Consider the following 23700-nt stretch of genomic DNA (forward strand, 5'->3'; position numbering starts at 1 on the left):
GAGTCATGTCCGTGCCCGTTGAGTCCGTTGAACCGACGACCGTCCGTCCGCCCGTGAGCGAGGGCCTGGGCGAAGGTGTGAGCGCAAGCGTGCGCGAGAGCGCGGGCGAGGTGCTGCGACCACATGCCGAGCACGCCTTCGCCGCCGAACTCGCCGCGCTGGCCGCGCAGGACGACCGGCCGCGGCCCGTCCGCTGGCGGCTGTCGCCCTGGGCGGTGGCGACCTATCTGCTGGGCGGCACGCTGCCGGACGGCACGGTGATCACACCGAAGTACGTGGGACCGCGCCGCATCGTCGAGGTCGCCGTCACCACGCTCGCCACCGACCGCGCCCTGCTCCTGCTCGGCGTGCCCGGCACCGCGAAGACCTGGGTGTCCGAGCACCTGGCCGCGGCGGTCAGCGGCGACTCGACCCTGCTGGTGCAGGGCACGGCCGGCACACCGGAGGAGGCGATCCGGTACGGCTGGAACTACGCGCAGCTGCTGGCCCACGGCCCCAGCCGGGACGCGCTCGTGCCGAGCCCGGTCATGCGCGCCATGGCCGAGGGCATGACGGCCCGGGTGGAGGAGCTGACCCGTATCCCGGCGGACGTACAGGACACGTTGATCACGATCCTGTCGGAAAAGGTCCTGCCGATACCGGAGTTGGGCCAGGAGGTGCAGGCCGTCCGCGGCTTCAACCTGATCGCCACCGCCAACGACCGCGACCGCGGGGTGAACGAGCTGTCCAGCGCCCTGCGCCGCCGCTTCAACACGGTGGTGCTGCCCCTGCCGGAGAGCGCGGACGCCGAGGTCGACATCGTCTCGCGGCGTGTGGACCAGATCGGCCGCTCCCTCGACCTGCCCGCCGTGCCCGAGGGCATCGACGAGATCCGCCGTGTCGTCACCGTCTTCCGCGAGCTGCGCGACGGGGTCACGGCCGACGGGCGGACAAAGCTGAAGTCGCCCAGCGGCACGCTGTCCACCGCCGAGGCGATCTCGGTCGTCACGGGCGGCCTGGCCCTCGCCGCCCACTTCGGCGACGGCATCCTGCGCGCGTCCGACGTGGCGGCCGGCATCCTCGGCGCCGTCGTCCGCGATCCGGCCGCCGACCGGGTCATCTGGCAGGAGTACCTGGAGGCGGTCGTCCGCGAGCGGGACGGCTGGAAGGACTTCTATCGGGCCTGCCGGGAGGTGAGCGCATGACGACCTTCACAGCGGGGCCGTTGCTGCTGGGGGTGCGGCATCACGGCCCGGGGTCGGCCCGCGCCGTGCGGGCCGCGCTGGAGGCGGCGACGCCCGAGGTTGTACTGATCGAGGGACCCCCGGAGGCGGACGCGCTCATCCCGCTCGCCGCCGAGAAGGACATGCGTCCTCCCGTCGCACTCCTCGCCCATGTCGTGGACGAGCCCGGCCACTCCGCCTTCTGGCCGCTCGCCGAGTTCTCCCCCGAGTGGGTGGCGATCCGGTGGGCCCTGGAGCACGGGGTCCAGGCCCGCTTCATCGACCTCCCGGCGACCCACACGCTGGCGTGGGGGAGGGAAGAGGAGAAGGAGGCGGCGGAGGAGGAGAAGGAGAAGGGGCAAGGAGAGAAAGGGGAGAAGGGAGAGAAGGGGGAGAAGGAGGCCGGTGTATCCGACCGTTCCGTCGTCGCGGACGTGCGGATCGACCCCCTCGCAGTCCTCGCGGAGACGGCCGGTTACGACGATCCCGAGCGCTGGTGGGAGGACGTGGTCGAGCACCGGGACGGGGCGGGGAGCGGGGCCGACCCGTTCGCGCCGTTCACCGCGCTGGAGGAGGCGATGGGGGCACTGCGGGAGGCCTACGGAGTCGGGGGACACGACCGGGACCTGGTGCGCGAGGCGTACATGCGGCTCCAGATGCGGGCGGCGCAGCGTGAGTTCGGGGACGAGGTGGCCGTGGTGTGCGGGGCCTGGCACGTGCCCGCGCTGCGGCAGAAGACGACCGTGGCCGCCGACCGGGCGCTGCTCAAGGGGCTCCCCAGGGCCAAGGCCGACATGACGTGGGTGCCGTGGACGCACCGGAGGCTGTCGCGGGTCAGCGGGTACGGCGCGGGCATCGACTCACCGGGTTGGTACGGGCATCTGTTCGCCGCCCCGGACCGTCCCGTCGAGCGCTGGATGACGAAGGTGGCGAGGCTGCTGCGCGACGAGGACCGGATGGTGTCGTCCGCGCACGTCATCGAGGCGGTACGGCTGGCCGACACGCTCGCCGCCATGCGTGGTCGCCCACTGCCCGGGCTGACCGAGACCACCGATGCCGTACGGGCGGTGATGTGCGAGGGCTCGGACGTGCCACTGGGGCTCGTGCACGACCGGCTCGTGGTCGGCGATGTGCTGGGCGAGGTGCCTCAGTCCGCTCCCGCGGTGCCGTTGCAGCGCGATCTCGCGCGTGCGCAGAAGCGGTTGCGGCTCAAACCCGAGCCGATGGAGCGGGAGTTGGAGCTGGATCTGCGGGGAGAGACCGACGCCGGGCGGAGCAGACTCCTGCACCGGCTGCGGCTGCTCGGCATCGCGTGGGGGGAGCCCACCGCCTCGCGCGGCAGCACCGGCACCTTCCGGGAGACCTGGCGGCTGCGCTGGGAGCCGGAGCTGTCCGTGCGGGTCGCCGAGGCCGGGGTCTGGGGCACGACGGTGCTGTCGGCGGCGACCGGCAAGGCCGAAGCGGACGCCGTCGCCGCGCACGCCCTGGCCGACGTCACGGCACTGGCCGAGCGCTGTCTGCTCGCCGAACTCCCGGACGCGCTGCCCGTGGTGATGAGGGTCCTCGCCGACCGGGCCGCGCTGGACGCGGATGTCGGCCACCTCGCCCAGGCTCTGCCCGCGCTGGTCCGCTCCCTGCGGTACGGCGATGTGCGCGACACGGACACACGCGCCCTCACGGACGTCGCCGTGGGTCTCGCCGAGCGGATCTTCGTCGGGTTCCCACCGGCCTGCGTGGCCCTCGACGCCGAGGCCGCCGAGCACATGCGAGGCCATGTGGACGCGGTGCACGGCGCGGTGGGGTTGCTGGGGGAGCCGGGCACGCCGGCCTCCGGCGGGATGCGTGAGCGCTGGCACTCCGTACTCCGGGTGCTGGCCGGCCGGGACACCGTGCCGGGGGTGATCCGTGGGCGAGCGGTACGACTGCTGCTGGACGACGGGGAGTTGGGGCAGGACGAGGCCGCGCGGCTCATGGGTCTCGTCCTGTCGCCGGGTACGGAGCCGGGGGACGCGGCCGCGTGGATCGAGGGGTTCGTCGGCGGTGGCTCCGGGGGCGGGATGCTGCTCGTGCACGACGAGCGGCTGCTCGGGCTGGTGGACGCGTGGCTGACCGGGGTGCCGGCGGAGGCGTTCACCGATGTGCTGCCGCTGCTGCGGCGCACGTTCTCGGCGTACGAGGCAGGGGTGCGCAGAACGCTGGGTGAGCTGGTCCGGCGCGGCCCGGGGGCGCGGGGGAGCGCCGAGGCCGCCGTCTCCGGCATACCCGGATTCGCCCCCGACCTCGACCTCGAGCGCGCCGACGCGGTCCTGCCGGTGCTGAGCCTGCTGCTGGGGCTGGACGAGTCCTACGACGACGACTTTGCGGGGGTGGCCCGATGACAGCGGCACCTGTGGAAGCGGCCGGGTCGGCCGGACCTGCCGAAGTCGCCGAAGTCGCCGGACCCGCCGAAGTCGCCGGACCCGCGGAAGTCGCGGAAGCCGCCGAAGTCGCCGGCGAGCGGCTGCGGCGGTGGCGGCTTGTGCTCGGGGGTGAGGAGGCGGACGGCACCGGATGCGTGCTCGCGGGGCAGGACGCGGCGATGGACGGGGCGCTCACCGCGTTGTACGGGAAGGGCGGCAAGGGGCGGTCCGGGCGGGACCGTTCGGCGGGGCTCGGGGCGTCGGCGCCGTCGGTCGCGCGCTGGCTCGGGGACATCCGGACGTACTTCCCCTCGTCCGTCGTGCAGGTCATGCAACGGGACGCCATCGACCGGCTCGGGCTGTCCACCCTCCTGCTGGAGCCCGAGATGCTGGAAGCGGTCGAGGCCGACGTGCACCTGGTCGGCACGCTGCTCTCCCTCAACAAGGCCATGCCGGAGACGACGAAGGAAACGGCGCGGGCCGTCGTGCGCAAGGTCGTCGAGGATCTCGAGAAGCGGCTCGCGAGCCGCACGCGGGCGACTCTCACCGGCGCCCTCGACCGCAGTACGCGCATCAGCAGACCCCGTCACCAGGACATCGACTGGAACCGCACGATCGCGGCGAACCTGAAGCACTACCTGCCCGAGTACCGCACGATCGTGCCCGAACGGCTGATCGGCTACGGGCGTGCCTCGCAGTCCGTGAAGAAGGAGGTCATCCTCTGTATCGACCAGTCGGGATCCATGGCGGCGTCCGTCGTCTACGCCTCCGTGTTCGGCGCCGTCCTCGCGTCGATGCGGTCCATCGCCACCCGGCTCGTCGTCTTCGACACGGTCGTCGTCGATCTGACCGACCAGCTCGACGACCCGGTCGACGTCCTCTTCGGCACCCAGCTGGGCGGCGGTACGGACATCAACAGGGCGCTCGCGTACTGCCAGTCGCAGATCACCCGGCCCGCCGACACGGTGGTCGTGCTCATCAGCGACCTCTACGAAGGAGGCATACGCAACGAGATGCTCAAGCGGGTCGCGGCGATGAAGGCGTCGGGGGTGCAGTTCGTGACGCTACTGGCGTTGTCCGACGAAGGGGCGCCCGCGTACGACCGTGAGCACGCGGCGGCGCTCGCGGCGCTGGGCGCACCGGCGTTCGCCTGTACGCCCGACCTGTTTCCCGAGGTGATGGCGGCGGCGATCGAGAAGCGCCCGCTCCCGATACCGGACACCGCGTGAGGAGACGTGAGGAGACGTGAGGAGACGTGAGGAGTGTGGGAAAGCCGACATGACTACCCATCGGTAGCAGTGGCGACAGGGGGCTTGCGCGGCCTCAGGAGACCCGTGCGAGGATCGACGCCTCTTCCCGCCGCATGAAGGATCACCCCGTCTTGACCCCGCCCGCCGCCGAACTGCCCTTCGCCGGTGCCGCTCTGCGCCTGACGCGCACGGCGGCCGGGCGGCGTGCGCTGCAACTGGCACTGCTGGTGACCGGGTTGTTCGCACTCGGGCTCCTCTGCGGGGAGCGGGCGCATGCGGCGGACGGGGCGGGCGGATTGGTGCCGACGGTTCCGGCGAGTTCGTCGGTACGGGTGGCGAAGCCGGCTTCTCCGCTTCCGGTGGCGCACTTGGCGGCCCAGGCTGTCACTCGCGCCACGGACACCGTCACTCACGCTCACGTCACGGACACCGCCGCTCGGGTCGGCGGCACCGTCACCCGTGTGACCGACACCGTCCGGCACGTCGTACGGCCGGCTGCCGACAGCGTCGTACGGCCGGTCGGTGATCTCGTGGAGACGGTGACCGGCGAGTTGGGCCAGGCTCCGCCGAAAACCCTGCCGTCCCTTCCCTCGTTGCCCTCCAGGTCCTCCCTGCCTTCCCTGCCTTCCCTGCCTTCCTTGCCGGAGCTGCCCGGTCAGCCTGGTCCGCCCGCGCTTTTGGGCGTGGGGTATCAGGTTCCGTCCGCCGGGGCGGGGCCCCGCCAATCGGGTGCGGGGGCCGTGTCCTCGGCGTCGCACGCGGTGGTGCGGCATGCGTACGCCGGGCCCGTCGGCCCGACGTACTACGGCCCCACCCGCCTCGGTACGGACACCGACGGTGTCGCCGTGCGTGGCGAGCGCCGGGGCGTGGCGCCGGGGCCGGGGCCCGACCGTCAGGCACCCCCCGGCGACCCCACGGGCGCACTGGGCGGTCAGTCTGCCGTCGACAACGGCACGCCGCGCCACGGCGATCCTCATGCCGTCACTCCGAGCCACCGGGCGCCGCTGCGGCTCGTGCCCGGCGTTCCCGCGGCGGTGACCGCGGCCGGAACCCGGGACAGGCACCGGGACATTCCGGTCTTCCCCGGCTAGGGCAGTCCTTCCCCCGCTGTCGACCTGCCGCGCGGGGGCGGAACAGGTCTGCCCGCCGTCCGGACCCTCTCCGGTCCCTGTCGGGACCCTCCTCGGTCCCCGGACGGAAGCCCAGGACTCTCGGAAACCCGAAGGATCTGACGTACACATGAACAAGAACACCCGCCGTTCCCTCGTCATAGCCGCTGGTGTCACCGGCGCGTGGGCGCTCGGCTCCGCCGTCGCCAGCGCCGATGAGCTGCCCTCTTCGTCGCTGTCGCTGCCCGAGGCGACCGTGGGCGACACGGACACCGCCACCACGGACACCGCCGGCACGGTGACCGGCAAGGTCGGCGACACCGCCGCCAAGACGGTGCCCACGGTCGAGGACACCGCCCGGACCGCCGTCACCCACCAGACCGAGAAGACCGCCCCCACGGTCACCCACACCTCGGCCCCGCAGGACGAGGTCGACTACCTCTTCGGCCCGCTCTCGGCCTTCGCGCCGCAGCTGGACCGGAGCTCCGTCGACGAGACCACGTCGGCCGCCCTGCCGCCGGTCGCGGCCGGCGCCGTACAGGGCGTCACCCCGGTCGTGCACCACGCCGTCGCGCAGGTCGCCGACGACACCGCCGCCTCCGTTCTGCCTCCCGTCGCCGCCACCGCCGTGCACGGAGTGGTCCCGGTCGCCGGGCAGGCGGCAGGGGACGCGGGCGCTCTGGCGTCCGGAGCGGTGGGCGGTGTGCGGCCGCTCGCAGGCGGGGTCGTGGCCGACGCGGGCACCCTCGCGCACGGCGTCACCGGCCAGGTGGACCCCTTCGCGCAGGGTGTCGTCGGCGCCGTACAGCCGGTCGTCGACCGCGTGCGGCCGGTCGTGGCGGGCGTCGAGGGCAGCGCCACCGGTCTGGCCTACGGCGTCCAAGGGAATGTCCGCGGCTTCGCGGGGGGCGTCGTGGACGACGCGCGGCCGTTCGCCGGCGGCGTGGTCGGCCAGGCCGGCCCGCTCGCGGGACACGCGGTCACCGGCGTCCAGGGCGTGGCCGAGTCCGTCACACCGAGCTATCTGCACCACGCCCAGTACGGCGGCACGTACAGCGTCTGACCGTCCCTCCTGCCGTACAGCGCTACCGCTGGCTGTACCGCTGTAGGGCACCGACCGACTCCGCGGGGCCACGGTCCCGGACGGCCGAAATCCGTCGGCTGTGTCCGACCGAAACCCCGCGGATGGGGAGGGGGGTCCCCATTGGGGTGAGGACCCCCTCCCCGGGCCCCTCACGGGCTGTTCGAGGGGCCTCACCAGGCAAACCCCAGCCTGGTGAGGCCCTGTCCCGGCCAGATCTGTGACAGGTATCACCGCTCAGGTGTGACCTGCGATTTAGGGACCCACGTCCTGCGGCGATAACCTGCGAGACGGACATGCCGCGCGCTCGGACATCGTGTGCGCCACCCTTGTGACAGCGGACGTCACGTTGCCCTTCGCGGCACGCCCACGCATCCAACGAACCGCGAGATCACTGATAGGGACGGACGCGCGTGGACCTGTTCGAGTACCAGGCGAGGGACCTCTTCGCCAAGCACGGTGTACCGGTGCTGGCCGGTGAAGTCATTGACACGCCTGAGGCAGCCCGCGAGGCGACCGAGCGTCTTGGCGGCAAGTCCGTCGTCAAGGCCCAGGTGAAGGTCGGTGGCCGCGGCAAGGCCGGCGGCGTCAAGCTCGCCGCCACCCCGGACGAGGCCGTCGCCCGCGCGACGGACATCCTCGGCATGGACATCAAGGGCCACACGGTCCACAAGGTGATGATCGCCGAGACCGCGCCCGAGATCGCCGAGGAGTACTACGTCTCGTACCTCCTCGACCGCACCAACCGCACCTTCCTCGCCATGGCGTCCGTTCAGGGCGGCGTGGAGATCGAGGTCGTCGCGGAGGAGAACCCCGACGCCCTCGCGAAGGTCCCGGTCGACGCCAACGAGGGCGTCTCGATCGAGAAGGCCCGCGAGATCGTCGCCCAGGCGAAGTTCCCGGCCGACGTCGCCGAGCAGGTCGCCGAGATCCTGGTGACGCTGTGGGACACCTTCATCAAGGAGGACGCCCTCCTCGTCGAGGTCAACCCGCTCGCCAAGGTCGCCGACGGCCGCGTCATCGCGCTCGACGGCAAGGTGTCCCTGGACGAGAACGCCGAGTTCCGTCAGCCGGAGCACGAGGCGCTGGTCGACCACGCCGCCGCCAACCCGCTCGAGGCGGCGGCCAAGGCCAAGAACCTCAACTACGTCAAGCTCGACGGCGAGGTCGGCATCATCGGCAACGGCGCGGGTCTCGTCATGAGCACCCTCGACGTCGTCGCCTACGCCGGTGAGAACCACGGCGGCGTCAAGCCCGCCAACTTCCTCGACATCGGCGGCGGCGCCTCCGCCGCGGTCATGGCGAACGGCCTGGAGATCATCCTCGGCGACCCGGACGTCAAGTCCGTCTTCGTCAACGTCTTCGGTGGCATCACCGCCTGTGACGAGGTCGCCAACGGCATCGTCCAGGCGCTCCAGCTGCTCAAGGACAAGGGCGAGGAAGTCACCAAGCCGCTGGTCGTGCGTCTGGACGGCAACAACGCCGAGCTGGGCCGCAAGATCCTGTCGGACGCCAACCACCCGCTGGTCCAGCGCGTGGACACCATGGACGGCGCGGCCGACAAGGCCGCCGAGCTCGCGGCTGCGAAGTAAGGGACGAGGGAAACAACCGCCATGGCTATCTTCCTCAACAAGGACAGCAAGGTCATCGTCCAGGGCATGACCGGTGCCACGGGCATGAAGCACACCAAGCTCATGCTGGCCGACGGCACGAACATCGTCGGTGGCGTGAACCCGCGCAAGGCGGGCACGTCCGTCGACATCGACGGCACCGAGATCCCGGTCTTCGGCACGGTCGCCGAGGCCATGGAGAAGACGGGCGCCAACGTCTCCGTCCTCTTCGTGCCCCCGGCCTTCGCCAAGGCCGCCGTCGTCGAGGCGATCGACGCGGAGATCCCCCTCGCGGTCGTCATCACCGAGGGCATCGCCGTCCACGACTCCGCGGCCTTCTGGGCGTACGCGAAGTCGAAGGGCAACAAGACCCGCATCATCGGCCCGAACTGCCCCGGTCTCATCACCCCGGGCCAGTCGAACGCCGGCATCATCCCGGGCGACATCACGAAGCCGGGCCGCATCGGCCTGGTCTCGAAGTCCGGCACGCTGACGTACCAGATGATGTACGAGCTCCGTGACATCGGCTTCTCGTCCGCCGTCGGCATCGGTGGCGACCCGATCATCGGTACGACGCACATCGACGCGCTCGCCGCGTTCGAGGCCGACCCCGACACCGACCTGATCGTCATGATCGGTGAGATCGGCGGCGACGCCGAGGAGCGTGCGGCGGACTTCATCGCCAAGAACGTGACGAAGCCGGTCGTCGGCTACGTCGCCGGCTTCACCGCGCCCGAGGGCAAGACCATGGGCCACGCCGGCGCCATCGTCTCCGGCTCCTCCGGTACGGCCGCCGCGAAGAAGGAGGCCCTCGAGGCCGCCGGCGTCAAGGTCGGCAAGACGCCGACCGAGACGGCGAAGCTGGCCCGCGAGATCCTCGCCGGCTGACTTCTCCAGGCTGGACCTTCTCCAGACTGAACGGGCTCGCATCCCCACGGGGGTGCGAGCCCGTCGTCGTACCCGGCTCAGTCCGTCGTCGTACCCCGCTCGGCCTGACTCCGGAACCAGCTCAGCCTGGTTCCGGAACAAGCCGTTCCGGCCCGCTGGCCGTCTCCGCCTTGAGCTTGGCGCGCAGGGCCAGCTCCTCCGCGGACAGCGGCCCGGGCGCGACCCGGGGCGGCACCCCGCGCACCGAGGCGCCGGGCGCCAGCGGCGGTTCGTAGTGGTCCGGGGCCGTACGGAGCGTCAGCGTCGTGGCGCCGATGAGGACGATCGTGAAGGCGATGGCGGCGCGGGTCCACTGCCGGGCGCGCTGCTCGCCGCCCCAGCGGACCGTGGTGGGCTTCGCGGCGCGCAGCCGCTCGGCGGAGGCGACCTCGGCGAGTCGCCGGTGCAACGCCTTCGGCTCCGCCAGCTCCGGCAGTCGCTTGGCAACGGCCTCGCGCGCGTGCAGCAGCCGGTTGGCCGCCGCGGGCGTGCTCGCCTCCGTCTCGGCCGCGGTCTCCGGCAGATCGAGCCCGACCCCGTCGTAGAGCAGCAGAGTCCGCCGGTACACGGGCGGCAGCTGCAGGAGTACGTCGAGCAGCGCGCGGTCCGCGGGGGCGGTGGGCGGCGGCTCCGGATTGCGGTGCCGGGGGCGCAGCCTGTGCCAGGGCGAGAGTGCGAACTCGTGCGCCGTCGCCCGCACCCACCCCGCCGGATCGCGGTCCATGGCCACCTCGGGCCAGCGGTGCCAGGCCAGCTGGAAGGCACGCTCCACCGACTCGCGCGCCAGTTCGCGCCGCCCGGTGAGCAGGTAGGTCTGCCGTACGAGGGCGGGGGCGCAGAACGCGTAGAGGGCGTCGAAGGCCTGATCGGGCGTCAGGGGGGCCGAAAGGGGTTCGAGTTCGGCTTCGGGGCCGGGGGCGAGTTCGGGTTGGGGTTCGGGGCCGAGTGCGGGTTTGGGTTCGGGGCCGAGTTCGGAGGCGGGTGGGGTTTCGGAGGGCGGCTCGGGTGGGGTTTCGGCGTGGTCGGGGGACGCTTGTACGGGGCCGGTGGCGGCGCCGACGAGCGCGGGAGCCGGGTTCTCCTGATGGGCGGTCACCTCCTCAGCGCCCGTCAGCAGCCGTGCGTACGCGTCCCGTTTGCTGCCGCGCGGCGTCGTACTGCCGTTCTCCCACGAGCGCACCGTCGCACGGGTGACGCCCACCGCGGCCGCCACGTCGGCCTGGCTCAGTGACTGGGCCTCGCGCAGGCGGCGGCGCTCCTTGGGGGAGGGCAGCGGGGTCTCAGGGGTGCGTGTCATGTCGGACCCCACAGGGTGCCCCTTAGTACGAAAAAGTACATAGCTGCATATTGAGCGACACATCCAAGGTTCGCCTGTTACGACGAGAAAGCGCGTGTCGTTGGGAGCATGGCGGACGTGACCCAAATGACCGACCGCAGGCTGTCGTTGTCGCCCCTGCTCACCCGGATGCGCCACCGTTCACCCGGACTGGGCGCCAGCCTCCTGGGTGGCGCTCTCGCGGCGGGGCTCGGACTCGGCTCGTTCGCCGTCCTCGTCATGATGCTGTGGATCAGCTCGCCCTATCCGGACAGCGGGCCCAGCGGATCGCTGCACGTGGCCGCCGCGTTGTGGCTGCTCGCGCACGGCGTGGAGCTGATCCGCACCGAGACCCTGTCGGGCCTGCCCATGCCGGTGGGTGTGACACCGCTGCTGCTGGTCGTCCTGCCCGTGTGGCTGCTGTACCGGGCGGCGCGCGGCGTGGCGGACGCCGAGGCCGAGGCGGAGCCGGGCACGGTGTGGACGGGGGTCGTCGGGGGCTATCTGACGGTCGGACTCGCGGCCGCGCTGTACTGCTCGGGCGGGGAGTTGCGGCCTTCGTGGGTGTGGACCGCCGGATGCCTGCCGTTGCTCGCCGGGAGTGCGGCGGGGGTGGGGGTATGGGCGGCGTACGGACGCGCCGGCCTCCCCGTGCCCGCGCGGGTCCGGCGGTTGCTCGCCGTGTTGCCCGCCGGCGTACGCCGTTGCTCGCCCGAATTCCTCGGGGCCTGCGCGCGGGCGGCCGGGGCCGGGGCGGCGGTGCTCGTCGGGGGTGGCTCGCTCTTGGTGGCGGCGTCGCTGGTGTGGCACGGCGATGCCGTCCGGGACTCGTTCGCGCAGCTCACCGAGGTGTGGTCGGGGCGGTTCGCGGTACTGCTGCTCTGTCTGGCGCTCGTGCCGAACGCGGCGGTGTGGGGGGCCGCGTACGGGCTCGGGCCCGGGGTCGTGCTGGGGGCCGGGCATGTCGTGGGGCCGTTGTCCGCGGCGGGGCCGGGGCCGTTGCTGCCGGCGTTTCCGTTGCTGGCGGCGGTGCCGGTGCCGGGGGCGGCGTGGAGTGAGGTGGGGATGGGGGTGCCGGTGGCGGCGGGGGTGACGGTGGCGTGGTTCCTGGTGACCGCGGGGGCGCCGGGGGAGGGGCGTGAGGCCTGGTCGTGGGGGCGGGTCGTGGTGGGGGTGGGGGCCGCGGCCGTGATGTGCGGGCTGGTGATGGCGCTGCTTGCCAGGGTGGCGGGTGGGCCGTTGGGGGTGGCGGCGTTGGCTCACTTCGGGCCGGTGTGGTGGCAGGTGGGGGGAGCGGTGGTGGTTTGGACGGTGGGGGTGGGAGTTCCTGTGGGGGTGGGGTTGTGGGGGTGGGAGCTTCGGCGGCGGGGGGTTTCTTGGTCCGCGTGGTTCTCGTGGGGGTCGTGCCGGTTGTGGTTCTCGTGGGGGTTCTGGGCGGGGCGGTCGCGGGGGGACGGAGGTCAGATGGGGGTGACTCCGTCGGTGGGGGTGACTCCGTCGGTGGGGGTGACTCCGTCGGTGGGGACGGCTCAGGCTCCGGCTCCGGCTTCTGTCCCTGCCGCTGCCGCTGCCGCTGCCGCTGCCGATGCCGCTGTCCCGGCTTCCGGGCCGGCTACGGATCCGAGCTTGGAGCCGTACGACTTGTTGCCCTCCGATGGTGGGGAGGGGACGTCCTTGGCGGCGCCGCCTGAGCGGGGTGAGTGAGGAGCCCTCGGTTTTCTCGCCCCCGCCGCCCCTACCCATTCCCATCCCCTGGGGCTGCGCCCCAGACCCCGCTGGGGGCTGAGCCCCGGAACCCGCCTGGGGCTGCGCCCCAGACCCCGTCCCGGGCTGCGCCCTGGAACCCGCTGGGGCTGTGCTCCGGAACCCTGCTCGGGGCTGTGCCCCAGACCCCGCTGGGGGCTGTGCCCCAGACCCCGCTGGGGGCTGTGCCCCAGACCCCGCCCGGGGCTGCGCCCCCAGACCCCGTCCCGGGCTGCGCCCCTGGGCTGTGGTGGAGTTTGCTGCGGATGGTGGGGGCTGGGCGCGCGGTTCCCCGCGCTCCTGGCGGGGCGCGTTCGAGCTAGCTGTGCGTTCCCAGGACGCCCCTCAGGTCCTTCGGGAGAAGGTCGTTGCAGGACTGTTTGGCGGCGTTGGTGAGGGCGTCGTTCGTGCAGGCGTAGTAGTCGGTGTACACGAGTTGCGCGGTGAAGGTCGCGGCGACCATGACGATGGCCAGGGACGCGGTGACGAGGCCGCTCACCGCGGCGGTCGTCTGGGGGCGGGTGTTCGCTTCGGGGGCCGGGGTGTCCGGGTCCGGCGTGCGGGGCTTGGCGCGCAGGGCACTGCCGCCCCAGTACAGGGCGAGCGCACCGAGCAGCAGCGCCACGTACGGCCAGCTGAACAGGGCGAAGAAGAACGCCCACATTCCGGAGAGCAGCGCGTAGCGCGCGCGGCGCTGGGCGGGGTCCGTCGGGTCCCAGCGCATTCCGGAGCCCGGCCCACCGCCGGGACCTTCCGGGCCGCCCTGCCCCTGCGGAGCCCCGGGACGGTCGCCGAAACCGCCGCCGGACGAACGCCCCGGCTGCCGGTCGCTCCACTGACTGCCCCAAGGGGACTGTCCGGGGTCGGAACCGTCGTTCTCGTTCGGGCTCTGGCCGGACGCGGGACGTCGAGGCTGCCAGGGGCGGTCGGGCGTGCCCTCCGGCGGCGGAGCGAAGGGATTGTCGTCGGAGCCGGAGCCGGAGCCGGAGCCGGAGCCGGAGCCCGTGCTGGAGTCTGTGTCCGGGCCGCGTCCGTCCGCGGAACCGTTCGCACCCGCGGGCGTGTCCCCGCTCTCCCGCGGCGGGGTAGGCGAAGGGCGCCGCTCGCGCAGCAGCAGCGGAGGGAGTCGGAGACTGCGGTCCGGCATCAGGTGTGCGTCTTCCCCTTGGTGGTTCTGGCGGGCGGCGTGTCCACACGGCATCGTGCTCGCGACGCGCACCCCGAGCGTCCTGCGCGGGGCTCGCACCCCGGGCGTTCGTTTTCAGGATCAGGACCCGGGATTCGCACCCCGGGTACCGCTCCACGGAGTCCCTGCCCCGGGTTTTCCGTCCGAGGCCCGCGCCCCGGACGTTCGCCCCCGGGGCTCGTACCCCGAACGTTCTACCCGTCCCAGGTCAACGTCCCAAGCGCACAGGGCGTTCCCCGTGCTGAACGGTGTTCCCGGGAGGATCCACCGCAGACGCTACCTTCCGGCCACGCCCCCGTCCCGTGGGGGCCGCCCGGTGTGCCGGTATCGTTGCTGACGGTCGGCCGCTTTGTAGACTTCCCTGTATCCAGGGGCGCGAAGCATTCGTACGACCGTACAAACGCTCCCCCGAGAAAGGGCCCCGTCGTGGCCAAGACCAAGCGCCTCGTCGTGCTGGTCTCCGGATCAGGCACGAATCTGCAGGCACTGCTCGATGGCATCGCCGCGGGCGGGCCGGAGGCCTACGGGGCCGAGATCGTGGCCGTGGGCGCCGACCGCGACGGCATCGAAGGGCTCGCCCGGGCCGAGCGGGCCGGGATCCCGACCTTCGTCCGCCGCGTCAAGGACTACGACACCCGGGACGAGTGGGACCGCGCCCTCGCCGAGGCCGTCTCCGACCACGAGCCCGACCTCGTGGTCTCCGCGGGGTTCATGAAGATCGTGGGGAAGGAATTCCTCGCGCGGTTCGGTGGGCGGTGCGTCAACACGCATCCCGCCCTGCTGCCGAGTTTCCCGGGGGCCCACGGCGTACGCGACGCGCTCGCGTACGGCGCGAAGGTCACCGGCTGCACCGTCCACTTCGTCGACGACGGCGTCGACACCGGACCGATCATCGCTCAGGGCGTGGTGGAGGTCCGGGACGAGGACGACGAGAGCGCTCTGCACGAGCGCATCAAGGAAGTCGAGCGAAGACTGCTCGTCGATGTCGTGGGGCGGCTCGCCCGCAACGGCTATCGCATTGAGGGACGAAAGGTAGTTATCCAGTGACCGCCGACAGCACAGTCACGGCCGAGAGCACCGAGGGCACCAAGCGGGTCATCCGGCGCGCGCTCGTCAGCGTCTACGACAAGACCGGGCTCGAAGAGCTTGCCCGCGGGCTCCACGAGGCCGGTGTCGAGCTCGTCTCCACCGGCTCCACCGCCGCCAAGATCGCCGCGGCCGGGGTCCCCGTCGTCAAGGTCGAGGACCTGACCGGCTTCCCCGAGTGCCTCGACGGCCGCGTCAAGACCCTGCACCCCAAGGTCCACGCCGGCATCCTCGCCGACCTGCGCCTGCCCGACCACCAGCGGCAGCTGGAAGAGCTGGGCGTCAAGCCGTTCGACCTCGTCGTCGTCAACCTCTACCCCTTCCGCGAGACCGTCGCCTCGGGCGCGACGCCCGACGAGTGCGTCGAGCAGATCGACATCGGCGGGCCTTCGATGGTCCGAGCCGCCGCCAAGAACCACCCGTCCGTGGCTGTCGTCACCAGCCCCGACCGGTACGGCGACGTCCTCGCCGCCGTCCAGAGGGGTGGCTTCGACCTCACCACCCGTAAGCGGCTCGCGGCCGAGGCCTTCCAGCACACGGCCGCGTACGACGTCGCCGTCGCCTCCTGGTTCGCCTCCGAGTACGCCCCCGTCGACGCCTCCCGGTTCCCCGACTTCCTCGGCGCCACCTGGGAGCGCGCGCACACTCTCCGCTACGGCGAGAACCCGCACCAGCCCGCCGCCCTCTACACCTCGGGCACCGGCGGTCTCGCGGAGGCCGAGCAGCTGCACGGCAAGGAGATGTCGTACAACAACTACACGGACACGGACGCCGCGCGCCGTGCCGCGTACGACCACGAGGACCCCTGCGTCGCGATCATCAAGCACGCCAACCCGTGCGGCATCGCGATCGCCTCGAACGTCGCCGAGGCGCACCGCAAGGCGCACGCCTGTGACCCGCTGTCCGCGTTCGGCGGGGTGATCGCGGTCAACCGGCCGGTGACGAAGGAGATGGCGGAGCAGGTCGCCGAGATCTTCACCGAGGTCATCGTGGCGCCCGAGTACGAGGACGGCGCCCTCGAAGCCCTCACCAAGAAGAAGAACATCCGCGTGCTGCGCGCCCACCGCGCGCCCGCGAACCCGACCGAGCTCAAGCCGATCGACGGTGGCGCGCTGCTCCAGGTCACCGACCGCATCCAGGCCGACGGCGACAACCCGGCGAGCTGGACCCTGGCGACCGGTGACGCCCTGAACGAGGGCGAGCTCGACGAGCTGGCCTTCGCCTGGCGGGCCTGCCGCGCGGTGAAGTCCAACGCGATCCTGCTCGCCAAGGACGGTGCCTCGGTCGGCGTCGGCATGGGCCAGGTCAACCGCGTCGACTCCGCGAAGCTCGCGGTCGAGCGGGCGGGCGCCGAGCGGGCCCGTGGGTCGTACGCGGCCTCGGACGCGTTCTTCCCGTTCCCCGACGGTCTGGAGATCCTCGCCGAGGCGGGCGTCAGGGCCGTGGTCCAGCCCGGCGGTTCGGTCCGTGACGAGCTGGTGGTCGAGGCCGCGAAGAAGGCGGGCATCACCATGTACTTCACGGGGACGCGGCACTTCTTCCACTGATCCGCGGCGGGTCGGTGCGTGCGCGGCGGTCCACCGGGGTTCCGGTGGGCCGCCGCTACCGTGCGGGCGCGGTGGTGGCGGCGCCCTTGACCGCGCGCTCGCAGTTCGGCCAGTCATGGAAGTCGCGCTTCTTGCTCCACAGGCGCTCGGCCGCCCTGATGTTCCACTCCGGGTCCAGCGCCTGACGCGGGGTCCCGCCCAGCTCGCGCAGGCGCAGGTCGGAGATCTGGAACAGCCCCCAGTTACGGGTGCCGTTGGTGTTGGGCAGGATGTGCAGCGGGTCGAGGAACGACTGGCAGTCCGCGATGGCGACCGCCGCGTCGGGTGCGTCGGTGAAGACCGCGCGGATGTGCGCCCTTACCTTCGCCGGCGGCCAGACGGTCATGCGTACGTTCGAGGTGTAGAGCGCCTTCTTGGTGGCGTCCCCGACGACTCCGTTGGGCTGGAGACCGGTGAACACCTGGAAGGCGGTGACCCGGCGCAGCGTCTGCGGGCCGAAGTCCGAGTCGACGTCGATGTCCGCGCCCTTCGCGTGCAGCAGCCGTTGTACCTCGCCCACGCACGCGTCGTGCTGGCCCATGGCCACCACGGGCTGACAGGCGGCCGAGAAGAGCAGACGGCCGTCCGCCGCGGAGCCGCCGCCGCTGCCGGATGACGGGTGATCGGTCGTCAGGGCCCAGGCGGAGACACCGAGCGTCAGGACCACGGCCCCGATCACGACGACACGGAACCGGCCCTGCCGGAACTGGTCAAGACGGAAACGACTCTGACGGACCGGCGGAACGGGCTCGACCTCCACCGCCCCCGACTTCTCGTCATCGTCACCGTCACCCTCACCGGCGTCACTGTCCACGAGATCAGTGGCGACAACGGCATCTGCGGGATCCACCGCGTCTCCTGCGGCCTCCGTCCCCGTCCCCGTCTGCGTCTCTGCCCCCGCCTCCGTCCCCGTCTCCGTCCGGGCGGCGTCGGCCAGGGCCCACTGCCGGTGCAGCGTCCGCAGTTCGTCCGGGGTCGCGCCGCAGGCGGTGGCGAACCGGTGCACGCTTCCGTAGTCCTGGGGCACCGAAGTGCCGCGGCAGTAGCGGTGCAGTGTGGACCCGGCGGTGCCGGTCTTCTTGGCGAGGGCCTCGTAACTCAGACCTGACCGGTTCTTCAGCGAACGCAACAACGCGGCGAACCGTTCGGTTTCCGGGCACGCGGGCATCGCTGTTCCCCCCTGGCACTTACGGCACGCTGGTCAGACGTTCCAGTGGCTGGACAGAGTAGCCGTCCCACGGCCGTCCCAAGGGTTAGAGAACGCGCCAAGTAGCGGGCGTCCAGCCGTCCCGGCGTCCCAGCCCGCCCGGTCTGCTTGCCCGGCCGGGACACGCGTTGCCACCTTCTGGCTGTCCGACCACCAGCAGCCGCATCGCAAGGAGAAACAGACCCATGAACCTTTCCGTACGTCGTCCGCGCCGCCTCTCCCCGCTCCTCGCGACCCTCGCCGTCAGCGCGGCGGCCGCCACCACGCTGGCCCTGCCCGCCTCCGCGTCGGCGGCACCCGCCTCGGCCGCCGCCGTGGACTGCGCGTCGGGTGACGTCTGCTTCTGGACCGGCTTCAACTTCACCGGCAGCAAGTGCTCGTGGAGCGTCGCCGACCCCGACTGGCAGAGCGGCGCCATCAAGTGTTCCTGGGCCGCCACGACGAACGTGAAGTCGGTGTGGAACGCCGGCACCGGGTCGTACAGCGGTGTCGCCTTCTACGCGAACACCAACTACAACGGCCGGATCGGCTGCACCCGGCAGCAGCAGGGCGGCAACCTCGCCGGTACGTACAAGGTGCGGTCCCACCAGTGGATCACCGGTAACTGCGGCTGAGCCCTGGCACACGTGCGCGGCGGTGGCTTCCGGCCCCTCGGGGGAGGGCCGGAAACCACCGCCGCATTTCTTTGCGCGTCAACGGCCTCTACCTCACATGGCCGGAAGTCGGCCTCGGGGCAGCCGTGCCGCCGGTGACCTCAGACCGAGTACTTCGGACGGTCGAACCAGGCGGCGCCGTCCGCCTTGCCGACGAACACCGCGATGAGGATGGCGAGCACGGTGTGCACCAGACCGATGACGATGAACGGGTAGATACCGAGGACCGCGGTGAGGATGCCGAACACCAGCGCGGCGATCCGGACGCCGCTGCCGCCGTTCGCGCACTTGACGCCGAGCCAGATCGCGAAGACGCCCCACGCCAGGACCGCGACCGTGATGCCCCACAGGACGCCGGCCGAGTAGTCCGCGAGCTGCTGGAACTGGACGTCGTTCTTGAGGTCCGCGTTGTTCTTCGCGGCGGAGACGGCGAGCGCCGAGATCGCGATCAGGATGGCGCCGAGCACCTGGAGACCGCCGATGACGAACAACATCACCCGCGCGGCCTTGACCGTGCCGGGCATCTCCATCGGGCCGCCGGGGTAGCCGCCGTACGGCTGCTGGCCGAGCGGCGGGGCCTGCGGGTAGCCGTAACCGGGCTGCTGCGGGGCGCCCTGGGGGTAGCCGTAGCCGGGCTGGCCCTGGGGCGGGTAGCCGGCCGGCTGGCCCTGCGGGGGACCGTAGGGGTTGTTCGGGTCGCCGAAACTCATGGCGGGTCTTCCTCCGTTGCCTGGTGCGGGGACGCGCGGCAAGGTGCGGAGGAGAGTTCTACAGAGCGGTCCGTCCCCCCGGTACTGTCCGCGGCACTGTGATGTTCATCGTTCTAAATGCCTTACTTATTTGTCCAGGGCCCTTCCGATTGTGTTGCGCAGGTGTTGTGCAAGCGCAACATCGCTGATCACGGCTGATCGCGGCTGGTGGCAGAGGGAAAGGGGCGCCCGGATTGGAACCGGGAGCGGGTCATCCGCGAGGATGGGGCCATGACCGCCCAGATTCTCGATGGCAAGGCCACCGCAGCCGCGATCAAGTCCGATCTGACCGCCCGCGTGGCGGCCCTCAAGGAGAAGGGCGTCACGCCCGGCCTGGGGACCGTCCTGGTCGGCGACGACCCCGGCAGCCAGAAGTACGTCGCGGGCAAGCACCGCGACTGCGCCCAGGTCGGTATCGCGTCCATCCAGCGTGAACTGCCCGCGACCGCCACGCAGGAGGAGATCGAGGCGGTGGTGCGCGAACTCAACGAAGACCCCACCTGCACCGGCTACATCGTCCAGCTCCCGCTCCCCAAGGGCATCGACGAGAACCGCATCCTCGAACTGATGGACCCGGACAAGGACGCCGACGGCCTGCACCCGATGAACCTCGGGCGGCTGGTCCTCAACGAGCCGGCCCCGCTGCCGTGCACCCCCAACGGCGTCCTCACCCTGCTGCGCCGCTACGGCGTGGAGATCAAGGGCGCCGAGGTCGTGGTCGTCGGCCGCGGGGTGACCATCGGGCGTCCGATGCCGCTGCTGCTGACGCGGCGTAGCGAGAACGCCACGGTCACCCAGTGTCACACCGGCACCCGTGATCTCTCCGCGCATCTGAAGCGCGCCGACATCATCGTCGCCGCGGCCGGATCGGCCCACCTCATCCGCGCCGAGGACGTGAAGCCGGGTGCCGCCGTCCTCGACGTCGGTGTCTCGCGCAGCGCCGAGGGCAAGATCGTCGGAGACGTCCACCCGGACGTCGCCGAGGTTGCCGCGTGGATCTCCCCGAACCCCGGCGGCGTGGGCCCGATGACCCGCGCCCAGCTGCTCGTCAACGTGGTGGAAGCGGCGGAGCGCAGTGTCGGCTGACGGCGGGCCCGAGGACGCCGCGGCCCGCGACACCGACACCGAACCCGATGCCGAGTCGGCCGTACGGGAGGCCGCGTCCGCGAACGGCGGGTCGGCCGTGCGGAGGGCGAGGGCGGTGAAGGGTGAGTCCGCCGTGCGGAAGGCGGGGTCCGTGAACGGTGAAGCCGGTCCTCGGAAGGCGGGGTCCGTGAACGGTGAGGCCGGTCCTCGGAAGGCGGGGTCCGTGAACGGTGAAGCCGGTTCGGGGAAGGCGGGGTCCGTGAACGGTGTGGCGGGTGTGCGGGAGGCGGAGGGCGCCGAGGGCGAGCCGGGTGCGCTCGACGCCGTGAGCGCGCCCGACGCCGAGGGGAAGCCGCGCCGCACCACACGGCGCTTCCCCCTGTTCACGCGGGACACCGCGCGGCCCGAGGGCGGCGGCCGGGCGGCGGGCGGCGACGCCCCGGCCCCGGCCCGCCAGTGGCCGATCCTCGCCGTGCTGTCGTCCGTAGGACTCGGCCTGCTGCTGACCGCCCTCGACGTGTTCCGGCTCGGCACGGTCCTGATCGGCGCCGCGCTGCTGGCCGGCGCCGTGATGCGCTGGATGCTGCCCGACGTGGGCATGCTCGCGGTCCGCTCCCGCTTCACGGACATGCTCACGTACGGCGTGCTGGGCGTCGCCATCGTGCTGCTCTCGCTGATGGCACAGCCCCACCCGTGGCTGGTCATCCCGTTCCTGGACGACACGCTGCACTTCACCGTCCGCTGAGACCCCCACGCATGCCCTGAAGCAGGGCGCGGCCCGTCCCCTCCCCCGAGTAAGGACGGGCCGCGCCCGGGCGGCCGGACCGCCCGGGTCAACCCTTCTGCACAGGCACCGCCTGTTCAACAGCCGTCAGTTCCCTGTGGCACGGAAGTGACCATTCCGCCACGGTGTCCGCGTCGCGTGACGGGAACCGTCCACCGCCCGGCGTCGTCAATCGCTCACGGGGAACGACACGGGAGCGCCTGGGAAGCGCTGCGGGAGGTGGGTGAGCGATGGGTGCCTGGCAGCCGCTGCCGGAGGAGCTTCCTGCGGAGGTACGGCACTTCGTCGAGCAGTTGCGGCTGCTCAAGGACCGCACCGGGATGAGCCTGGTCGCGCTGGGCACGCGTACCGCGTACAGCAAGTCCTCCTGGCAGCGCTACCTCAACGCGAGCCAGCCGCCGCCCCGGCAGGCGGTCGTCGCCCTGTGCCGGGTCGCGGGTGTCGCGGGCGAGGAGACCGAACGCTTCGGGGTGCGCTGGGAACTGGCGGTGCGGGCCTGGCCGCGCGAGCCCATGCCGCCCGTGCCGCCCGTGCCGCCCGCGCCGCCCGTACGGGTACCGGCGGGCGGTCCCGTCCCCGGCCCCGTCTCCGGCGGTGAACCTGCTCCCGGCGCGGAAGCCGCCGTCCCCGCCGCGTACGTCGTTCCCGCCGCGCGCGGCCGTGACGGCTACGAGGAGGACCCCACGCTCCCGTGGTGGGACCTGCTCGACGAGGAGTGGTCCCGGCAGCCCCCCGCGTCCCGTACGCCCCGCCTCCTCCTCTACGCGGCCCTGCTCGCCGTCGTCCTCCTCCTCGCCGCCGTCGTGGGTGCCGTCACCCTCGGGTGAGCTGAGCGTTCTCGTGACGGGTGAGGTCGCGCCTGTGTTCCCGTTGTGTCGATGTCTTGACAAGTTCAAGGATTTACCCTGATCTGTCCCAACAACCCGGTTAGCGTGGCCAATCGGGACGGTACCGGACGTCCTGTTGCGGAGGACGAGGGTCCGATTGGCGGCCATGACGTCGATGGGACAATGGGCCGCAGCCCGCGGGGCGTGCAACGGCGCATGCCCGGGCCCGAATGCTCCCGTGCGCCCCCATCCCGGGAACTGAGATCCTGACCGATCGCATCCCTGTGGGTAGCCAGAACGGGGACCGTCGGGGGCCGGGGGACTCGGCGCAGGGGTGCCGAACACGCGGGGGAACAGTCAGGCACGTACGGGGGGAAAGAAGCAGGGGGGAGCAGTAATGCCTCGTTGGAGGGACTTGCCGGATGAACTCGATCCGCAGGTCAGGGAGTTCGCCAGCCAGCTGCGTCGGCTGGTCGACCGGAGCGGGCTGGGCATCGCCGCGGTGGCCGACCGTACGGGCTACAGCAAGACGTCCTGGGAGCGGTACCTCAACGGTCGGCTCCTCGCGCCCAAGGGCGCGATCGTCGCCCTGGCCGAGGTGACCGGGACCAATCCCATCCATCTGACGACCATGTGGGAGCTGGCCGAGCGTGCGTGGAGCCGCTCGGAGATGCGCCACGACATGACCATGGAAGCGATCCGGATCTCCCAGGCGCGCGCCGCGCTCGGGGAGTTCGGGACGCCCCCGGCGAAGGGGAGCAACGGCAAGCAGGCCCGCAAGGGCGGCAGCGCGACCGCGACGCCCGGCATCGCGCCGGGGATCGCCGGGCCCGCGGGGGTGTCGCCGACGGTGCCGCCGCAACCGTCCGCCACGGAGGTGGAGGACTCGGCGTACGGCTCTTCGTCGTCGCTCGGGGGTGGGGCGCGCGGGGGTGCCGGGAACGGCGGGTCTTCTTCGGGCGGGCCTTCGGGTGGACCTTCGTCCGGTGGGGGTTCGCGTGGCGGGGGCTGGGGGGTCGTCGCCACGCCGTCCGGTGACGGGGGGCGGTACGGGCCGTCGACTCCGGCGGGGGCTGCGGGGCCGGGGGGTTCTGCGGGACCGGGGGGTTCTGCGGGTTCTGCGGGGCCGGGGGGTTCCGTGGGTCCGGGCGGGCCTGTCGGTACCGGTGGGCCGGGCGCGCCCGTGGGGGGAGCCGCGGACGCGGCGGCGCGGCGTAAGCGGCGGCTGACGATGTTCCTCGCGGGGGTTGTGGGTGCGCTCGTGGTGATAGCCGCGGTCGTGTACTTCACCGGGGGCGGCGACAGCAAGAAGGCGCAGGGCGCGCCCAAGACGCCCTCGACGTCCGCCGCGGTCAATCCCGATCTGCCGGCGGGGGTGAAGTGCAGTGGCGCCGGCTGCACGGGCAAGGACCCGGAGAACATGGGGTGCGGTGGGCAACTGGCGACGACCAGCACCAGCATCACCGTCGGTACCACCCTCGTCGAGGTGCGCTACAGCAAGACCTGTGCCGCGGCCTGGGCCCGCATCACGCAGGCCGTGATCGGTGACTCGGTGCAGGTGACGGCCGGTACCGCTGCCAAGCAGACCGGGACCGTCGACAATGCCAACGATGCGTACACCCCGATGATCGCCGTCAAGGACGCCGCCGAGGCGAAGGCGTGCGTCACGTTGAAATCGGGTCAGAAGGGCTGCACGAAGTGAATTAGCCGGGGGGACTCGGCTGGGGCGGGTGGGCACGCACAACACGGTCCCTCGCCCCCGCCGCCCCTACCCGTCCCATCCCCCAGGGGCTCCGCCCCTTCGACCCCGCCAGGGGCGCTGCGCCCCCTGGACCCCCGCATCGGCCTGAACGGCCTCGTCCTCAAACGCCGGACGGGCTGAAGACGCGGCCTGGCTAGG

At 72.0% G+C, this 23700-nt stretch carries 19 protein-coding genes; 15 read left to right on the top strand and 4 right to left on the bottom strand.

Translation table 11 applies throughout. From position 1 onward, the window contains the following. Nucleotides 1-5 precede the first annotated feature (5 nt). The 7 genes from ACFZDJ_RS33275 to sucD all read left to right on the top strand — a co-directional run bounded on the left by ACFZDJ_RS33275 (nt 6) and on the right by sucD (nt 9539). Nucleotides 6-1184 (top strand): AAA family ATPase, encoded by a 1179-nt coding sequence (locus ACFZDJ_RS33275; RefSeq protein WP_390934791.1) that lies wholly within the window; start codon nt 6-8, stop codon nt 1182-1184. After that, complete coding sequence (locus ACFZDJ_RS33280) at nt 1181-3580, top strand: DUF5682 family protein (protein WP_391064309.1); 2400 nt, start codon at nt 1181-1183, stop codon at nt 3578-3580. Before ACFZDJ_RS33275 ends, ACFZDJ_RS33280 begins: the two co-directional genes overlap by 4 nt. After that, nucleotides 3577-4830: a VWA domain-containing protein gene (locus ACFZDJ_RS33285; RefSeq protein WP_391064312.1), complete on the top strand. Its 1254-nt coding sequence runs from the start codon at nt 3577-3579 to the stop codon at nt 4828-4830. Before ACFZDJ_RS33280 ends, ACFZDJ_RS33285 begins: the two co-directional genes overlap by 4 nt. Before the next feature lie 152 nt (nt 4831-4982). Then, the gene (locus ACFZDJ_RS33290) at nt 4983-5942 is read left to right on the top strand and encodes a hypothetical protein (protein ID WP_391064315.1); all 960 of its coding nucleotides are present in this window, start codon (nt 4983-4985) and stop codon (nt 5940-5942) included. Between the two features lie 148 nt (nt 5943-6090). Next, on the top strand, nt 6091-7023 hold the full coding sequence (locus ACFZDJ_RS33295) for a hypothetical protein (RefSeq protein ID WP_391064318.1): 933 nt from the start codon (nt 6091-6093) through the stop codon (nt 7021-7023). A gap of 431 nt (nt 7024-7454) precedes the next feature. After that, nucleotides 7455-8633 (top strand): ADP-forming succinate--CoA ligase subunit beta, encoded by a 1179-nt coding sequence (gene sucC, locus ACFZDJ_RS33300; protein ID WP_101400196.1) that lies wholly within the window; start codon nt 7455-7457, stop codon nt 8631-8633. 21 nt (nt 8634-8654) lie between these two features. Beyond that, nucleotides 8655-9539 (top strand): succinate--CoA ligase subunit alpha, encoded by an 885-nt coding sequence (sucD, locus tag ACFZDJ_RS33305; RefSeq protein ID WP_075028438.1) that lies wholly within the window; start codon nt 8655-8657, stop codon nt 9537-9539. A gap of 121 nt (nt 9540-9660) precedes the next feature. Here sucD and ACFZDJ_RS33310 read toward each other — a convergent pair whose 3' ends face one another. Further along, nucleotides 9661-10875, bottom strand: coding sequence for a sigma factor-like helix-turn-helix DNA-binding protein (locus ACFZDJ_RS33310; RefSeq protein ID WP_391064322.1), 1215 nt, complete (start codon nt 10873-10875; stop codon nt 9661-9663). Between the two features lie 108 nt (nt 10876-10983). Here ACFZDJ_RS33310 and ACFZDJ_RS33315 point away from each other — a divergent pair, with 108 nt between their 5' ends. Beyond that, nucleotides 10984-12597 carry a DUF6350 family protein gene (locus ACFZDJ_RS33315; protein WP_391064325.1) on the top strand — a complete coding sequence of 538 codons (1614 nt, stop codon included), beginning with the start codon at nt 10984-10986 and terminating at the stop codon, nt 12595-12597. Nucleotides 12598-12955: 358 nt separating this feature from the next. Here the strand turns inward: ACFZDJ_RS33315 and ACFZDJ_RS33320 are convergent, their stop codons facing one another. Further along, nucleotides 12956-13783: a hypothetical protein gene (locus tag ACFZDJ_RS33320; RefSeq protein ID WP_391064327.1), complete on the bottom strand. Its 828-nt coding sequence runs from the start codon at nt 13781-13783 to the stop codon at nt 12956-12958. A gap of 465 nt (nt 13784-14248) precedes the next feature. On the opposite strand from ACFZDJ_RS33320, the gene purN reads away from it, so the two are divergent. Both purN and purH read left to right on the top strand, forming a co-directional pair. Beyond that, nucleotides 14249-14869, top strand: coding sequence for a phosphoribosylglycinamide formyltransferase (gene purN, locus ACFZDJ_RS33325; RefSeq protein ID WP_390934782.1), 621 nt, complete (start codon nt 14249-14251; stop codon nt 14867-14869). Beyond that, nucleotides 14866-16455 (top strand): bifunctional phosphoribosylaminoimidazolecarboxamide formyltransferase/IMP cyclohydrolase, encoded by a 1590-nt coding sequence (gene purH / locus ACFZDJ_RS33330; RefSeq protein ID WP_390934781.1) that lies wholly within the window; start codon nt 14866-14868, stop codon nt 16453-16455. Before purN ends, purH begins: the two co-directional genes overlap by 4 nt. A 55-nt stretch (nt 16456-16510) precedes the next feature. On the opposite strand, the gene ACFZDJ_RS33335 is transcribed toward purH, so the two are convergent. Continuing rightward, complete coding sequence (locus ACFZDJ_RS33335) at nt 16511-17662, bottom strand: helix-turn-helix domain-containing protein (RefSeq protein WP_391064329.1); 1152 nt, start codon at nt 17660-17662, stop codon at nt 16511-16513. A 224-nt stretch (nt 17663-17886) separates the two neighbouring features. On the opposite strand from ACFZDJ_RS33335, the gene ACFZDJ_RS33340 reads away from it, so the two are divergent. Continuing rightward, nucleotides 17887-18315 carry a peptidase inhibitor family I36 protein gene (locus tag ACFZDJ_RS33340; RefSeq protein ID WP_101400201.1) on the top strand — a complete coding sequence of 143 codons (429 nt, stop codon included), beginning with the start codon at nt 17887-17889 and terminating at the stop codon, nt 18313-18315. A 140-nt stretch (nt 18316-18455) separates the two neighbouring features. Here the strand turns inward: ACFZDJ_RS33340 and ACFZDJ_RS33345 are convergent, their stop codons facing one another. After that, a complete protein-coding gene (locus ACFZDJ_RS33345; RefSeq protein ID WP_390934779.1) occupies nt 18456-19064 on the bottom strand; it encodes a proline-rich domain-containing protein in 609 nt (202 codons plus the stop codon). A gap of 270 nt (nt 19065-19334) precedes the next feature. Between ACFZDJ_RS33345 and ACFZDJ_RS33350 the strand changes: the two genes are divergently transcribed. From ACFZDJ_RS33350 to ACFZDJ_RS33365, 4 genes are all read left to right on the top strand, one after another. Then, complete coding sequence (locus ACFZDJ_RS33350) at nt 19335-20189, top strand: bifunctional methylenetetrahydrofolate dehydrogenase/methenyltetrahydrofolate cyclohydrolase (RefSeq protein WP_054233749.1); 855 nt, start codon at nt 19335-19337, stop codon at nt 20187-20189. Nucleotides 20190-20448: 259 nt separating this feature from the next. After that, entirely contained in the window at nt 20449-20934 is a 486-nt protein-coding gene (locus ACFZDJ_RS33355; protein ID WP_384909374.1) for a DUF3017 domain-containing protein, read from the top strand. A gap of 269 nt (nt 20935-21203) precedes the next feature. Then, complete coding sequence (locus ACFZDJ_RS33360; protein WP_391064331.1) at nt 21204-21800, top strand: helix-turn-helix domain-containing protein; 597 nt, start codon at nt 21204-21206, stop codon at nt 21798-21800. Nucleotides 21801-22197: 397 nt separating this feature from the next. Next, nucleotides 22198-23502: a DUF2690 domain-containing protein gene (locus ACFZDJ_RS33365; RefSeq protein WP_391064333.1), complete on the top strand. Its 1305-nt coding sequence runs from the start codon at nt 22198-22200 to the stop codon at nt 23500-23502. The last annotated feature ends 198 nt before the right edge of the window (nt 23503-23700 follow it).

Origin of the sequence: Streptomyces sp. NPDC007896 (genome assembly GCF_042959425.1) — a bacterium.
In the GTDB taxonomy this organism is placed as follows: Bacteria; Actinomycetota; Actinomycetes; order Streptomycetales; family Streptomycetaceae; genus Streptomyces.